Genomic DNA, 14,767 nt, shown 5'->3' on the forward strand with positions numbered 1-14,767 from the left:
TGTCGTCCTGGATCGTTGTTCTTAGAAGTTCACGCCGAAGCTGAGGGCGACGAAGTCGCGATCATCCACGGTGGTGTACTTGCCATCGAAGAAGTTGGTGTACGACAGGCTCGCCGTGTAGGTGTTCTGATACTCGGCGTCCAAGCCCAGGCTGATGGCCTTGCGACCTTCCTCGAAGTTGGCACCTGGGCCGGGCGAGTAACCCGAGACGTCATGGGACCAGGCCACGTTGGGCTTGAGGTTGACCCCGGCGAAGACGTCGTTGTAGTCCCAGATGGCGCGGGCGCGATAACCCCAGGAAGTGGTGGTCGCGTAGCCGTCGTTCTCGCACTTGCGGCTGAGGTTGGCGGTCGAGGTGTCCAGGCCCGAGTTGCCCAGGGTGCTGCCGTTGAGCAGCTCGCAGGTATTGAACGGCCCCGTGGCCGGCAACGGGCCTGGCCCATAGACCGGGTCGCGGCCGTACCGGGCCTTGCTCGAGCTTTCCAGGCCACCGATATGGGTGACGCCGATTTCACCCACCACCGTGAGGCGGCTGGCGCCCATCACCTGGTCGAAGAAGTGCGTGAAAGTGGTCTGGAACTGGGTGATTTCCTTGCGCCGGTAACCATGCAGGTCCTGGCCCGGTGTGCCGGTGAGCACCGAGGCGTTGCTGTACGGTGGCACTCCGATCGGGCCCACGCCGGCGAACAGGATGTCGGTGGTGTTCAACTGCACAGGCGCATTGGGCCGGTAGCTCAGCTCGCCGCTCCAGGCCGTACCGGTCGGCAAGGTGGTGGAGAAGCTCAGACCATACAGGCGGATGTCTTCGGGGTACTCGATGAAGTATTCCGAGTTGCCGGCGACGATCAGCGGCGCAAGGCCGGCGAATGGGCCACCCAGCAAGGCGCGGGCACGGTCGTAGGTCGACTGGGACGCGCCGCTGGCGCTGAAGATCGGCGCGCGGCTGTGGTAGTTCATGAAGTAGGCGCCGAACTCGGTATCCAGCGGCTCGAACATGTAGCGGAAGGCGACACCGAACTGGCCGCTGTCACGGGCGTCGCGGTCAGCGCCGCGGCGCACCAGCACACCCTCTTCGTTGATGTCCACGCCCTGGCTGTTGAGGAATGGCACCGCGGTGGGGATCGCCCGGCTGCTGGCCAGCACGCGCAGGTTGTCGGTGCAGCCGTCGGCGACGATGTCCGGCTGGGAGAAGAAGGTGCCGCAGTTGTCGACGACGGTCTGGTCCCACTCGATCTGGTAGAACGCCTCGGCCGACAGGTTGTCGGTCAGGCTCTGGGACACATAGAACATGTTGACCGGAATCAGGCCTTCCTTGATTTCCGCGCCTGGACGGCGAAACGCCGCCACGTCGATCGGGTTGACCGCGTTGATACCGCCGCCGATGAAGGTGCTTTCACCCCAACTGATCACCTGCTTGCCCAGGCGCACCGAGCCTGGCTGATCGCCGATGGAGTAGTTGTGGTAGACGAACGCGTCGAGCAGCTCGGCGCCGGACGACTTGGCGCCCTCCTTGCGATTGGAGTCGCTGATGTCCTTGAACTCGCGGTGTTCGTCCTTGAGTTCGAAGTCGTACCAGTACTTGCCCCGTACGAACACGCCGGTATCGCCGTACTTGAGCTCCAGGTCATGGATACCCTTGAAGATCTTCGAGAAGGTCTCGCCCTTCTTGAAGTTCAGGTGGCCATCGTCGGAGGTCTGGGACAAGCCCTTGCCCCCGTTGTTGGCACCGATCAGGTTCTTGTTCGGGTTGGCCGTCGACCAGCTGGCGCCGATGGAGAGCGAGGAATCGAACTGGCCTTCGATTTCACCGATGTTGAAACTGACACCGAACGCGGGACTTGCGAGCGTGGAAGCGAGGCTGACGGCCAGGGGCAGCTTGGCCCGGCGCCAGAACAGGTTTGCAGATGTCATCGACGCTACTCCATGTACTTTTATTGTTATGGCAGTGAGTCCTTTCAGAAACGGCCCGAGCGACCGGTGTGCAGGCTTTCGCCCTGGCGCCGCGACTTGCACGCGGCGCCTCCCCATTCCTGAAAATCCCCTGACCCCGACTATAGCCAGCAGGCACAGGTGCTTGATCCCTCTAAAGTGTGATTTGCATGCACCCACTCCGGTGGCGGCCCGCAGGCCACGGCAAGCATGGCGCAATTCTGCCGTTTTACAAGCTCGCAACCGCTCTGCAATGGGGGCCGCGCGGTAGCCCAGGCGGCCCGACGGGAAGTCAGAGCGTCGACAGGAACGTACTGTTGCTGGCTTGCCACTGGAGGATGTCCTGGCGGATGCGCTTCTTGTCGAGCTTGCCGACACTGGTCTTGGGAACTTCGGTAACAATGGCGATCTGGCTGGGGATCGCCCACTTGTTGATATGCCCCTGCTCGACGAACGGCTTGAGGTGCTCCTTGAGCGCCTTGGCGTCGATCGCCTGGCCTTCGCGCAACACCAGCAAGGCGAAAGGCCGCTCGCCCCATTGCGGGTCGGCGATACCGACCACCGCCACTTCGCGCACCGCAGGGTGCCGGCTGATCAGGTCCTCCAGGTCCAGGGAGGAGATCCATTCACCGCCGGTCTTGATCACGTCCTTGATGCGATCGCGGATATCGATGTAGCCCATCCCGTCGAGGGTGGCGACATCACCGGTGTGCAGCCAGCCGCCGGCCCAGAGCTCTTCGCTTTTCTGCTTTTCTCCGAAATAGCCCATGGTCAGCCAGGGGGCTCGCAGCACCAGTTCGCCCTGAGTTTCCCCGTCGGCGGGCAGGAAGTTGCCCTCGCCATCGACGATCGCCGCCTCCACCAGCGGTACCGGCACGCCCGCCTTGATCCGGTAGGAGATACGCTCATCCTCGCTGCCGGCCTGCAGTTCGTCGTTCAGGTGGGCGCAGGAGATCAGCGGGCAGGTCTCGGACATGCCGTACGCCGCGGTGAGCTGGATGCCCCGGGCCAGGGCCGCCTCGTACAACGCACGGTTCAGGGCGCTGCCGCCGATGATGATCTTCCAGCCGCCGAAGTGTTCGCCCTGGCCGGCTGGGCAGTTGAGCAGCATCTGCAGGATGGTCGGCACGCAGTGGGAGAAGGTGACCTTTTCCTCGCGCCACAGCTTGAGCAGCATGTCCGGCTCGTAGCGCCCCGGGTAGACCTGCTTGAGGCCGAGCATGGTGGCGGCGTATGGGATGCCCCAGGCATGCACATGGAACATCGGCGTGATGGGCATGTACACGTCGTTGCTGCCCAAGAGGCGCACGCTATCGATACTACCGGTCACCGAGGCTTCGGCCAGGGTGTGCAGCACCAGCTGGCGGTGGGTGAAGTACACGCCCTTGGGGTTGCCGGTGGTGCCGGTGGTATAGAAGGTGGTGGCCACCGAATTCTCGTCGAAGTCGGGGAAGTCGTAGCGCGGGCTGGCAGCGGCCAGCAGTTGCTCGTACTCGCCGACCAGGTTGGGCAGGTCGGCGTGCTTGTCGGGGCCGTCGGTCAGCAGCAGCGTCTTGTCCACCGTGGTCAGTTGGCCGGCAATGGCCTGGTAGAGCCCGACGAAGTCGCTGTTGACCAGCACGAAGCGGTCCTCGGCGTGGTTCATGGTGTAGAGGATCTGCTCCGGCGACAGGCGCACGTTGATGGTGTGCACCACCGCACCGATCATCGGGATGGCGAACATGCATTCCAGATAACGGTGGCTATCCCAGTCCATCACCGCCACGGTGTCACCGGCCTTGACCCCGGCCTCGGTCAGCACGTTGGCCAGGCGCGCGATTCGCTCGACCAGCTGCGGGTAGGTCAGGCGCAACTGGTCGCGGTAGACGATTTCGCGGGTCTTTTCGTAGCGCCCGCCCGACATCAGCAGGCGCTTGATCAGCAAGGGGAAGGTATAGGCGCCCTCGGCGGGCTGGATGATACGCGTCTGCAACATGGGTATCCCTTTTTTGCATTGCGGGCCGGAGAAGTCTGGCCGTTACTGTAGAACGGTGACGCACCGGTCAAATCAGCCGAAGGAATGATTTGCCGGGCACAAGGTATGAGTGGCCAGGTGCCGTGTGCTTGACACATCGCCCGCTCGCCGTCAGGTTGATGAACCCCTGTGGGAAATAGCCCAGCCCTTCGGGCTGCGCTGTCGCGAAGAGAATCCATGACTAGCGTGCCGCTTGTGAAAGCGGGCTTGTCCCGCGATTGCCCCCTGCCATCGCGCCTGTATGGCAAGGGCTTCACCCTTGATCGCGGGGCACGCCCGCCCCGACAAAAGGGTACGCGAAACCAGAACCTACCAGCCCCGGAGCCTGCCATGCCCAGCCCGCGTCGCGCCGTATTTCTCGATCACCAGTCCCTGGACCTCGGCGATCTCGACCTCTCGCCGCTGCATGCGCAGTTCGACGACCTTCAGCTGTATGCCTCGACCCGCCCGGAGCAGGTCGCCGAGCGCCTGCAGGGCGCCACCGCGGTGGTCAGCAACAAGGTGATGATCGATGCCGCAGCGATGGAAGCCAACCCGCAGTTGCAGTTGATCCTGCTCGCCGCCACCGGCACCAACAATGTCGACCTGGCCACCGCCCGCCTGCGGGGCGTCACGGTGTGCAACTGCCAGGGCTACGGCACGCCCTCGGTGGCCCAGCACACCCTGGCCCTGCTGCTGGCCCTGGCCACGCGCCTGTGCGACTACCGCCAGGCCGTCGCCGATGGCCGCTGGGCCGCGGCCAGCCAGTTCTGCCTGCTGGACTTCCCCATCGTCGAACTGCAGGGCAAGACCCTCGGCTTGCTCGGCCATGGCGAGCTGGGCGGCGCGGTGGCACGCCTGGCCGAAGCCTTCGGCATGCGTGTGCTCAGCGGGCAGATCCCCGGCCGTCCGGCGCGCGCCGAACGTCTGCCACTGGACGAGCTGCTGCCCCAGGTCGATGCGCTGACCCTGCACTGCCCGCTCAACGATCACACCCGCCACATGATCGGCGCCCGCGAACTGGCGCTGCTCAAGCCCGGCGCCCTGGTGGTCAACACCGCCCGCGGCGGGCTGATCGACGAGCAGGCCCTGGCCGATGCCTTGCGCAGCGGCCACCTGGGCGGCGCTGCTACCGACGTGCTGAGCGTCGAACCGCCGGTCAACGGCAACCCGCTGTTGCAGGCAGATGTCCCGCGCCTGATCGTCACGCCCCACAACGCCTGGGGCGCGGTAGAGTCGCGCCAGCGCATCGTCGGCCAGTTGAGCGAGAACGCCCAGGCGTTCTTCGCCGGCCAACCACGGCGTGTGGTCGGCTGAAGCCAGGGCCTCTGGTACACTGCGCCACTTTTTCAGGAGACGCCGTCCATGGACCCGCGCAGTGAAGTGTTGCTTCGCCAGGCCGAACTGTTCCAAGGCCCGTTGCTGCTTGCCGGGCTCCCCGCCGACGATCTGCTCGGTCAATTGCCGGGCGCCCACGGCTGGTCCTGGCATGCCGGCGACCAAGCGCTGCTCGACAGCCGTTTCGCCGGCCGCAGCCATTATGGCGTCGAGGTGCCGGACGTCGCGTTCGAGGCCGCCGTGCTGTTCCTGCCCAAGTCCCGCGAGCTGGCCGCCTACCTGCTCAACGCCCTGGCCTCGCGCCTGGCCGGCCGTGACCTGTACCTGGTGGGCGAAAAGCGCGGCGGCATCGAGGGCGCGGCCAAGCAGCTACAGGCGTTCGGCAAGCCGCGCAAGCTCGACAGCGCCCGGCATTGCCAGTTATGGCAAGTGACTGTGGACAACGCACCCCAGGCCAAACCGTTGGAAAGCCTGGCCGAGCGCTTCGAGCTACCGCTTGCCGACGGCCCGCTGCAGGTGGTCAGCCTGCCCGGCGTGTTCAGCCATGGCCGGTTGGATCGCGGCACCGCCCTCCTGCTCCAGCACCTGGACAACCTGCCGGTCGGTCGCGTGCTGGACTTCGGCTGCGGCGCCGGGGTGCTGGGCGCGACGGTCAAGCGCCGTTACCCACAGAGCCAGGTCACTCTGCTCGACGTAGACGCCTTCGCCGTGGCCAGCAGTCGTCTGACCCTGGCGGCCAACGGCCTGGACGCCGAAGTGATCAGTGGCGACGGTATCGATGCCGCGCCCACCGGGCTGGCCCTGATCTTGAGCAACCCGCCGTTCCATACCGGGGTGCACACCAATTACCAGGCTTCGGAAAATTTGCTGAAAAAATCCGGCGATCACCTGCAAAAAGGCGGTGAAATGCGCCTGGTCGCCAACAGTTTCCTGCGCTACCAGCCGCTCATCGAAGGGGCCTTGGGCAACTGCCGAACCTGCGCCGAGGCGGAGGGCTTCCGCATCTACCAGGCAACACGCGGTTAAAAACAGGGCTTGCCGAAACCCGTTCTGCTAGGCAGAATCCGCACCGTCCTAGGGGAGTAGTCTCCCGCGAGCGCCCAGCTCGCCCGGCACGCGTCAACACACTTGGCCCACAGGCCATGGCGCGTGCGACCCAAGCTCCATAGAGAGCGATCCGCACCGCCGGATCACGGGTTTGACAAGACCTATGACACGCACACCTTACCCGGGGCGGGGAGGTCGTACGTGTCATAGCCGTGTCGGCCCGCCCCCGTAGGAATCCTGATGCTGGAATCGTTGCTCGTCCCCACCGCCATCGTTGCCCTCGCCGAGATCGGCGACAAGACGCAACTGCTTGCACTCATCCTCGCCGCGCGCTTTCGCAAGCCTTGGCCGATCATCGCCGGTATCATCGCCGCCACCCTGGCCAACCATGCCGCCGCCGGTGCCGTAGGCGCCTGGGTCAGCAGTTTCTTCAGCGACACGGTGCTGCACTGGATCCTGGCCGCGAGCTTCGCCGCCACGGCCTTGTGGACCCTGGTACCGGACAAGATGGACGATGACGAGAACAGTGCAGCACGCCGCTTCGGCCCGTTCGTCACGACCCTGATCGCGTTCTTCCTGGCCGAGATCGGCGACAAGACCCAGGTGGCCACGGTCATGCTGGCGGCCCAGTATCCTCACCTGATCATGGTCATCATCGGCACCACCCTGGGCATGCTGATCGCCAACGTACCGGTGGTGTTGGCAGGCAATTTCGCGGCGGAAAAACTGCCGCTGACCCTGATTCGTCGCCTGGCAGCGATGGCGTTCTTCGTGCTGGCCATCGTCGCGGTGTATTCGGCGATGAAGGCCAGCGGTTGGGTCTGAGACCGGGGGCGCTTTGCGCCCCTTTCGCGGCACAAGGCCGCTCCTACAGGATCTTGCGCAACCCTGTAGGAGCGGCCTTGTGCCCCGATGATTACTTCTTCGCCGCCTGGTACAGCGGCATCACCTTCGGAATGGCCGCCTGCAGCGAGGCGATCCGGGTGCTCGATGCCGGGTGGGTGCTCATGAACTCCGGCGGCGCACCGTTCGAGGCCTGGTTCATCTTGTTCCACAGAGTGATCGCGGCATTCGGGTCGTAGCCGGCACGGGCGGCCAATTCCAGGCCGATCAGGTCGGCCTCGTTCTCGTTGGCACGGCTGTTGGGCAGGGTCATGGCGTAGTTCACCACGGTATCGGCCAGGGCCATGCCACCCTGGCCCAGGCCGAACAGGGCACCGGCGCCCTGGCGTGCCATTTCCACGCCGTAGGCCTTGGACATCGCCTCGCGACCATGCTCACGCAGGGCGTGGGCGATTTCGTGGCCCAGCACCGCGGCGATCTCGGCGTCGGTGAGCTTGAGCTGGTCCATTAGGCCGGTATAGAAGATGATCTTGCCGCCTGGGCCGCAGTTGGCATTGAGCTCGTCGCTCTTGATCAGGTTGACCTCCCAGTTCCATTGCGCGGCGTCGGGCCGGAACTTCGGCGCCTGGGCGATCAGCCGGTCGGCGATGGCCTGGATGCGCTTGGCCTTGGCGCTGGTCTTGTCCAGTTCGCCCTTGGTCGACGCCTCGCTGAGGGTCTGCTGGTAGGACTGGGCATACATCTGGTTGACCTGGTCGGTCGAGAGCATGCTGAACATGTACTGCTGGCGGTCGACGCCCACGGCGCCACCGCTGGTGGTATTCACCGCCTGGCAACCGGCCAGCAGGATACTGGTGCCCAGCAGGCTGGCAACGAATGATCTACGCATGAAAACACTCCCTTTCTACATGCCGCGTATCCTAGGCCGAGTCGCCTGGCGTCGCCAGAGCCGCAAGGAAGATTTATCCGCATCCCCTCATGCTTTGGGATTACCCCGCCGATAACCTCGGGTAACGACCCTCCTGAGTGCGCGGTGCCCCATGAAGTTCAAGTCGATCCAGTTTTCCGTGGCAGCCCTTGCCGGCGCCATCGTGTTGAGCATTGTCGCGGCCCTGGTGCTGTACGCCGTGTATTCCGGCGAACGCACCCAGGCGCTGGTGCAGGAGCGCACCCGCCAGCAGTTCGAGAGCGTGATCGAACAACGCCTGGCCGCCCTCGCCCGCACCCAGGTCAGCGAGATCCAGCGCGGTCTCGAAGCGCCCCTGCTGATCGCCCGCAGCCTGGCCACCAGCAATGCGATGATCGGCATGCAAGGCGCAGATGGCCAGCCGCTGATGCGCATCGACCGCGAATACCTGGCCAACCAGCTCAAGCGCACCGTGGAGGTCAACCCGACGGTGCTCGGCGCCTACCTGGGCTGGGAGCCCAACGCCCTGGACCACGACGATGCGCGCTATGCCGGCAGCAGCCTGGTGGGCGTCGACGGCGCCACCGGCCGCTTCCTGCCCTGGTGGTTCCGCAATGGCGATGGCAGCCTCGGCCAGGACAAACTGATCGATGTCGACGACCACACCGTGCTGGCCACCGGCGTGCGTGCCAGTGAGTACTACCTGTGTCCCAAGGAGTCGAAGAAGGCCTGCGTGATCGACCCGGCGCCGTACAAGGTCGGCGACAAGACCGTCATGCTCGCCTCCTTCGTCGAACCGATCCTGGTCAATGGCCAGTTCCAGGGCATCGCCGGGGCCGACCTGTCGGTGGACTTCATCCAGGACCTGCTCAATGCCGCCGACCAGCAGCTGTACGGCGGCGCCGGCGAACTGGCCCTGGTGTCGAGCAATGGCCGCCTGGTGGCCTATACCCGCGACCCGTCCAAGTTCGGCGAAAAGGCCGATGACGTGCTCGACGCCGAACAGGCCGGCACGCTGAAAAACCTCAGCGGCGAAGACCTGCACTACGAAGTCGATGAAGCCAAGGACCGCATCGAGCTGTACCTGCCGTTCCGGGTCGCCAATACGGCCGCGCGCTGGTCTTTGCTGCTGGAGTTGCCGTTGAGCACCGTCATGGCCGACGTGCACAAATTGCAGCAGGACCTGGCCGAGCAACGCCGTACCGACATCACCGGCATGACCCTTGTGGGCCTGGGCATCGCCGCCGTCGGCCTGCTGGTGATCTGGTTGCTGGCCCACGGCATCGCCCGCCCACTGCGCCAGATGGTGGCCATGCTCGATGACATCGCCCAGGGCGAAGGCGACCTGACCCGTCGCCTGCATAGCGACCGCGCCGACGAACTGGGCGCCATCGCCAAGGGCTTCAACACCTTCCTGGCCAAGCTGCAGGCAATGATCAGCCAGGTGGTGGGCTCGGTGCAGAAGGTCAGCGATTCGTCGGAGCACACCGCCGACATCGCCATCCGCACCAACCAGGGTGTGCACAAGCAGATGGCCGAGATCGACCAGGTGGCCACCGCGGTGCAGGAAATGACCGCCACCGCCCAGGATGTGGCACGCAACGCTACCCATGCCGCCCAGGCCGCGAACAACGCCGACCAGGCCGCCAACCAGGGCCTGCTGATCGTGCGCGACACCTCCCATTCGATCAGTGCCCTGGCCACCGAGATCGGCCGTGCGGTCACCGTGGTGCAGACCCTGGCCCGCGACAGTGAGAACATCAATGCCATCCTGGTGGCGATCCGCGCCATCGCCGAGCAGACCAACCTGCTGGCGCTCAATGCCGCCATCGAAGCCGCCCGTGCCGGCGAACAGGGCCGAGGTTTCGCGGTGGTCGCCGACGAGGTGCGCAACCTGGCGCAGAAGACCCAGCAGGCTACCGAAGAGATCCAGCAGATGATCCAGCAGCTGCAGCAGGGTACCCGCGAAGTGGTCCGGGTGATGGAAGACAGCCAAGGCAAGACCGACGACAGCGTGCAGCAGGCCAGCCGCGCCGCCGAAGCACTGGAAAGCATCACCCAGGCGGTGTCGGTGATCAACGACATGAACACCCAGATCGCCAGCGCTGCCGAACAGCAGAGTGCAGTGGCCGAGGACATCAACCGCAACGTCATCAATATCGGCCAGGTAGCCGGTGAGGTGGCCGGCGGTGCGGACGAGTCCAGCCAGGCCAGTGCCGAGCTGACCAAGCTGGCCGAGCAGCAGCGCCGGTTGATCAATCAGTTCCGCGTCTGAAGCCTTAGAGCTGCTGGGCTGCTATGCAGCCCAATCGCGGGACAAGCCCGCTCCCACACCCAAGGGAGGCGCTGTACCTGCGGGAGCTGACTTGCCGGCGATGGGGCTGCCTTGCAGCCCAATCGCAGGACACCCCCACATCCAAACACGGCGTTGTACTTGTAGGAGCGGGCTTGTCCCGCGATTGGGGCGCAAAGCGCCCCCATCAAGCGGGAGTCAGGCACTCCGGTCCATCGAGCTTCGGATCGTTGACGAAATGCGCCAGCGCCCGCTCGCGCAATGCCGCGGGCCGACTGGCCAACAGCTCGTGCAAGCGCGCCAGCGGTGTATCTGGGTCGAGCCAGGCCGCTTGCCCCGCCTCGTCGAGGATCAACGGCCGGCGCTGGTTCATCGCCGCCTGGGTCACCACAGCGCAACTCAGCCACACCTGATCCTGCACCGGATACGCCTCCCATACCCCGGCGAAGAACAGCGATGCCCCCTCCCCCGGCGTAAGCCAGTACGGGCGCTTGCGCACGTTGCCGCGCCATTCGTAGAAGCCGTTGGCCGGCATCAGACAGCGTCGCTGGCGAAAGGCGTCGCGGAACATCGGCTGCTCGGCCAAGGTTTCGGCGCGGGCCTGGGCCGGGGTGCGGGAAAGGTCGGTGAGCCACGCCGGCGTCAGCCCCCAGCGCGCCCGGGCTAGCTGCAGCTGGCCGTCGAGCTGGCGCTGGATCAGCACCGAAGCGCCTGGGGCGATGTTCCATTGCGCCTGCTGGTCGGCGGGGTAGCCCGGCAAGGCGGCAAAGGCCGCAGACCAGCGAAACAGGGCGTAGCGTCCACACATGGCGATAAAAAACTCAACAGATCAGGGTTCCGGGATAACTCTCCGGTTCGTCGCCGGCAAGTGGCAGGGCGGCATTGTACGCATCGATCAGCTGCCGTGCGTACCCGGCCTGTTCATCGGGCACCGCCAGGCCCAGCAACCCCTGCATCGGCAATTCACCCACGCCGCCGACCAGGTCGCGCCCCACCAGGTGCACTTCGACGCCTTCGCTGGCGAGCATGCCCACCAACAATTGCGCCTCCATCAGGCTTTCCGGCTCGTAGATCCTTTTCATCAAGCGTCATCCTCGCGTCGTGCTTCGAGCATCCATTCGTCACCATGCACCTGCAGAATGAACACGATGGGCTGGCAACAGACCTGGCAGTCCTCGGTATAGACCTGGTCGCCACCGGAAATGTCCACGGTGGTCTCCACCGTTTCGCCGCAATAGGGACAACGATAGAAGTCGATCTCCAGCATCGCGGCCTCCGCGCTGACTTATGCGTATAATTGCCGGTCTGTTTACAGGGCCTGCGTGTGTCCGAGCCGTTTTTCGGGCCCCACCCCTACTTATTACCCTAGCCGTTTCCAACAAGAGAGCATGATGGGCGAATTCGATGCCATCCGACCGTACGACGACGCTGAGGTGCCTGCTGTCCTGGCACGCCTGCTCAGCGACCCGGCATTCCTGGATATCCTCACCCACTTCCGCTTCCCGCGCGCGGCCGGTGCCTTCGGCTGGCTGCTCAAGCCGCTGATCGCCCGCCGCCTGCGCAAGGAGTTCGCCGGCGTCAAATGCGTCTCGACCCTGCAGGACAAGGTCGAGTACTACGTCGACCAGACCATCGAGCGGGCCACCGACGGCGTGACCTATTCGGGCGTCGAACAGCTCAAGTCGGGCGCCGCCTACCTGTTCCTGGCCAACCACCGGGACATCGTCATGGACCCGGCCTTCGTCAACTACGCGGTGTACCACGCCGGCCTGCCGACGCCACGCATCGCCATCGGCGACAACCTGCTACAAAAGCCCTTCGTCAGCGACATGATGCGCCTGAACAAGAGCTTCATCGTGCATCGCTCGCTGAGCGGTCGCCGGGAGAAGCTGGCCGCCTACCAGCTGTTGTCGGCCTACATCAACCACTCGATACGCAACGATTGTGTATCGATCTGGATCGCCCAGGCCGAAGGGCGGGCCAAGGACGGCGACGACCGTACCGATTCGGCGATCCTCAAGATGTTCCACATGAGCCGCAAGGACGAGCCGTTCGGCGCAGTGATCCAGGGCCTGAACCTGATCCCGGTGTCGATCAGCTACGAGTACGACCCCTGCGACCTGGCCAAGGCCCGGGAGTTGTACATCCGCGCCACCACCGGCACCTACAAGAAGGCGCCCGGCGAAGACGATAACAGCATTGCCCAGGGCATCACCGGCTACAAAGGCCGCGTGCACATCAACTTCGCGCCCCCGGTGACCGAGTACTACGAGGATACCAAGCAACTGGCACAGGAAATCGACCGGCAGATCCTCGGCGGCTACCGCCTGTTTCCGGTACATTACCTGGCATATGAGATGTGGAGCGAGGCGGACCCGGCCTTGCAGGTGCCGAGTGCGCAGAAGCTGTTCCCGGCCGAGGAGTTGGCCAAGGCCAAGGAAGAATGGCAGCGCCGCCTGGACGCCTGCCCAACCGAGCAGCAACCGTACCTGGTGCAGCAGTACGCGACGCCGGTACGCAACCAGTATCAGGTCAAGGCACAAAGCCCCGTCGCCTGACACGCTTGCCGTGGGTGCGGGCTTGCCCGCCCCAGAGGCTTATCGGCTGTTCAGATCCAGGTGCTGAACCAGGACAGCAGCAGCGCCATGGCCAGGCAGGAAAACCCGAGGATGTAGTAATAGCGCGGCACGCGCTGGCCGAAAGTATCGACCATCACCTCGTCACTCACCACACGCTCACGCACCACTGCCTCGCGCCGCCGGGCACTGTGCAGCAACATGCCGCCTGGGCAGGTGATCAGCAGGGCGAGCAGGTTGATCAACTTGGCTGGATGGGCGGCCAGGAATCCCCAGAGCACTTGCAAGGACATCGCAACAACCTCGGTAATCTGAAAGAACGACAGCGGAGGCCGGCATTCTACCCAAGCCCGCCCCTGGCGCTCGGGTTTTGCGACCAGCTGTCATTAATTTCATCTGTCACACGCTCGTCATGAGGAGACGCCACTCTGTCGGCCTTTTCTTACAACGGAGCTAGACATGCTGCACGCCGAAAACCAGGACCGCCTCTATCTCGTCACCCAGAGCGATGAACAGCAGGCGCTGATCGACGGCTTCGCCATCAACGTCCAGGATCAGCAGTGGCTGGTCTACTGCGCCTTGGGCGGCCACGCCCACCAGGACCTGCCGGAAGTCGACCCGCGCACCGGCCTTAGCGTGATCGATTTCCACATCGCCGCAGCCTGACGCTCCCGTAGAAGCGGCCTCGCGCCGCGAAAGAGCTGCAAAGCAGCCCCGACGATCACAGACAGAACGCACAAAAAAGCCCGCCGTCGGATGACCGAGCAGCGGGCTTTTTATTGGCGCGTATCGCTTACTCGCCCAGCACCTGACCGATGGTCGGGTCCTTGAACAGGCGGGTCAGCGCATCGCTGAGCACGTCACCCACCAGCTTGGTGTTGGTTTCCTGGTTCGGCGCCATGCCGAAACGCTGGTCCAGGGAGGCGCCGTAGCGGCCGCTGTAGCGGCGGTTGGCGTTGGACACGTCGGCACGGAAGGTGGCGCCGATGGTGGCTTCGGTCACGTACAGGTTGTCCTTGGGCGACTGATACTTGAGCTCGGCCAGGGTCACGGTCAGTTGCGGGGCGTTGTAGGCGTTAGGCGTCGGGGTGAAGCCGAGCAGGCGCACCGCCGCTTCGGCCTGGGCCTGCAGCTTGGGCACGATGTCGTTGCCACTGACGCTGATGGTGCTGGTTTCAGGGTACATGCCACCGCGGGTGCCCAGGGACTGCGAAGCACGCCCGTCGACCACCTTGACCACCACCGGCTGGCCACGACCGACCGGGTTGAGCTGGGCGGTGAGCTTGGGTTGCGGGCTGAGTTGTTGCGGGCTGTGGGCACAACCGACCAGGCTCAGGCTGGCCACCGCGATCAAACCGAACAACAGTCGTTGCAACATGCGCGTTTCTCCAGAAAATGCGGCAAAGGCCCACAGTATACCCAGTCGCGCGCGAACCAGTCATCGGAGCGGGCACGCTGTCACATTGGTTTCATGCCTTGCACCGTATCCTGTGCCCAGACCGAACGAACAGGATCGCTCGCCATGGCCTCGCTCTGGAACCTGCTTTTTCCCCGCCCCCGCCGGAACACCTACGCCCGCCTCGACGCCGACGGCAGATGCCTTGGTTTCATGCACTGCACCCGGCTACCCGCCAGCAGCGGCTGGGTCCAGGTCAGCGAAGCGCAGCTGGGCTGGCTGGGCCAACCGCTACCGGCCAGCGCCCGGGTTTGCGCACGCGCAAGCCGTCGCTGGCAGCAACGCACCCTGCCAGCCTGACAAACGCAGCAATAAAAAGCCATTAAGCGCACCTTTCTGCCCGCGACATCGTTATAATCTCCCCCCGATTATAAGGACGTCTCCT

At 64.6% G+C, this 14,767-nt stretch carries 15 protein-coding genes, 1 pseudogene and 1 riboswitch; of the genes and pseudogenes, 8 read left to right on the forward strand and 8 right to left on the reverse strand.

The features are described 5' to 3' along the window. Positions 1-21: 21 nt before the first annotated feature. Both IRZ56_RS03860 and IRZ56_RS03865 read right to left on the reverse strand, forming a co-directional pair. Positions 22-1,911, reverse strand: a complete 1,890-nt coding sequence (locus IRZ56_RS03860) for a DUF1302 domain-containing protein (protein ID WP_196143713.1) — start codon at positions 1,909-1,911, stop codon at positions 22-24. Between the two features lie 310 nt (positions 1,912-2,221). Continuing rightward, positions 2,222-3,904, reverse strand: a complete 1,683-nt coding sequence (locus tag IRZ56_RS03865; protein WP_196143714.1) for a fatty acid--CoA ligase — start codon at positions 3,902-3,904, stop codon at positions 2,222-2,224. Between the two features lie 369 nt (positions 3,905-4,273). Between IRZ56_RS03865 and IRZ56_RS03870 the strand changes: the two genes are divergently transcribed. The 3 genes from IRZ56_RS03870 to IRZ56_RS03880 all read left to right on the forward strand — a co-directional run bounded on the left by IRZ56_RS03870 (position 4,274) and on the right by IRZ56_RS03880 (position 7,132). Then, positions 4,274-5,239 carry a 2-hydroxyacid dehydrogenase gene (locus tag IRZ56_RS03870; RefSeq protein ID WP_196143715.1) on the forward strand — a complete coding sequence of 322 codons (966 nt, stop codon included), beginning with the start codon at positions 4,274-4,276 and terminating at the stop codon, positions 5,237-5,239. 48 nt (positions 5,240-5,287) lie between these two features. Next, the gene (locus IRZ56_RS03875) at positions 5,288-6,286 is read left to right on the forward strand and encodes a class I SAM-dependent methyltransferase (RefSeq protein ID WP_196143716.1); all 999 of its coding nucleotides are present in this window, start codon (positions 5,288-5,290) and stop codon (positions 6,284-6,286) included. A gap of 39 nt (positions 6,287-6,325) precedes the next feature. After that, positions 6,326-6,459, forward strand: a riboswitch (yybP-ykoY riboswitch). 91 nt (positions 6,460-6,550) lie between these two features. Next, entirely contained in the window at positions 6,551-7,132 is a 582-nt protein-coding gene (locus IRZ56_RS03880) for a TMEM165/GDT1 family protein (RefSeq protein WP_196143817.1), read from the forward strand. Between the two features lie 91 nt (positions 7,133-7,223). Here IRZ56_RS03880 and IRZ56_RS03885 read toward each other — a convergent pair whose 3' ends face one another. Next, on the reverse strand, positions 7,224-8,039 hold the full coding sequence (locus IRZ56_RS03885) for a M48 family metallopeptidase (RefSeq protein WP_196143717.1): 816 nt from the start codon (positions 8,037-8,039) through the stop codon (positions 7,224-7,226). Between the two features lie 1,234 nt (positions 8,040-9,273). On the opposite strand from IRZ56_RS03885, the pseudogene IRZ56_RS23415 reads away from it, so the two are divergent. Together IRZ56_RS23415 and IRZ56_RS23420 are read left to right on the forward strand one after the other, a co-directional pair. Then, a pseudogene (locus IRZ56_RS23415) lies at positions 9,274-9,477 on the forward strand (HAMP domain-containing protein); the annotation flags it as partial. A 111-nt stretch (positions 9,478-9,588) separates the two neighbouring features. Further along, positions 9,589-10,332 (forward strand): methyl-accepting chemotaxis protein, encoded by a 744-nt coding sequence (locus IRZ56_RS23420; RefSeq protein WP_419182923.1) that lies wholly within the window; start codon positions 9,589-9,591, stop codon positions 10,330-10,332. A 205-nt stretch (positions 10,333-10,537) separates the two neighbouring features. Here the strand turns inward: IRZ56_RS23420 and IRZ56_RS03895 are convergent, their stop codons facing one another. Genes IRZ56_RS03895 through IRZ56_RS03905 form a run of 3 tightly spaced genes read right to left on the reverse strand, consistent with a single transcriptional unit; the run spans position 10,538 to position 11,617 of the window. Beyond that, positions 10,538-11,158, reverse strand: coding sequence for an SOS response-associated peptidase (locus IRZ56_RS03895; RefSeq protein WP_196143719.1), 621 nt, complete (start codon positions 11,156-11,158; stop codon positions 10,538-10,540). Positions 11,159-11,171: 13 nt separating this feature from the next. Continuing rightward, positions 11,172-11,432, reverse strand: coding sequence for a putative signal transducing protein (locus IRZ56_RS03900; protein ID WP_196143720.1), 261 nt, complete (start codon positions 11,430-11,432; stop codon positions 11,172-11,174). Beyond that, positions 11,432-11,617 (reverse strand): CPXCG motif-containing cysteine-rich protein, encoded by a 186-nt coding sequence (locus IRZ56_RS03905; protein WP_084858569.1) that lies wholly within the window; start codon positions 11,615-11,617, stop codon positions 11,432-11,434. The genes IRZ56_RS03900 and IRZ56_RS03905 overlap by 1 nt, the downstream gene beginning before the upstream one ends. A 121-nt stretch (positions 11,618-11,738) precedes the next feature. Between IRZ56_RS03905 and IRZ56_RS03910 the strand changes: the two genes are divergently transcribed. Then, positions 11,739-12,908, forward strand: coding sequence for a 1-acyl-sn-glycerol-3-phosphate acyltransferase (locus IRZ56_RS03910; RefSeq protein WP_196143721.1), 1,170 nt, complete (start codon positions 11,739-11,741; stop codon positions 12,906-12,908). A 50-nt stretch (positions 12,909-12,958) separates the two neighbouring features. Here the strand turns inward: IRZ56_RS03910 and IRZ56_RS03915 are convergent, their stop codons facing one another. Next, positions 12,959-13,219: a hypothetical protein gene (locus IRZ56_RS03915; RefSeq protein ID WP_196143722.1), complete on the reverse strand. Its 261-nt coding sequence runs from the start codon at positions 13,217-13,219 to the stop codon at positions 12,959-12,961. Positions 13,220-13,385: 166 nt separating this feature from the next. Here IRZ56_RS03915 and IRZ56_RS03920 point away from each other — a divergent pair, with 166 nt between their 5' ends. Continuing rightward, positions 13,386-13,592, forward strand: coding sequence for a hypothetical protein (locus tag IRZ56_RS03920; RefSeq protein ID WP_196143723.1), 207 nt, complete (start codon positions 13,386-13,388; stop codon positions 13,590-13,592). A gap of 127 nt (positions 13,593-13,719) precedes the next feature. Here IRZ56_RS03920 and IRZ56_RS03925 read toward each other — a convergent pair whose 3' ends face one another. Further along, positions 13,720-14,304 (reverse strand): YajG family lipoprotein, encoded by a 585-nt coding sequence (locus IRZ56_RS03925; protein ID WP_084858573.1) that lies wholly within the window; start codon positions 14,302-14,304, stop codon positions 13,720-13,722. A gap of 144 nt (positions 14,305-14,448) precedes the next feature. On the opposite strand from IRZ56_RS03925, the gene IRZ56_RS03930 reads away from it, so the two are divergent. Next, on the forward strand, positions 14,449-14,682 hold the full coding sequence (locus tag IRZ56_RS03930; protein ID WP_196143724.1) for a hypothetical protein: 234 nt from the start codon (positions 14,449-14,451) through the stop codon (positions 14,680-14,682). Positions 14,683-14,767: the final 85 nt, after the last annotated feature.

The organism is Pseudomonas guariconensis (genome assembly GCF_015680235.1).
GTDB classification, from domain to species: Bacteria; Pseudomonadota; Gammaproteobacteria; order Pseudomonadales; family Pseudomonadaceae; genus Aquipseudomonas; species Aquipseudomonas guariconensis_A.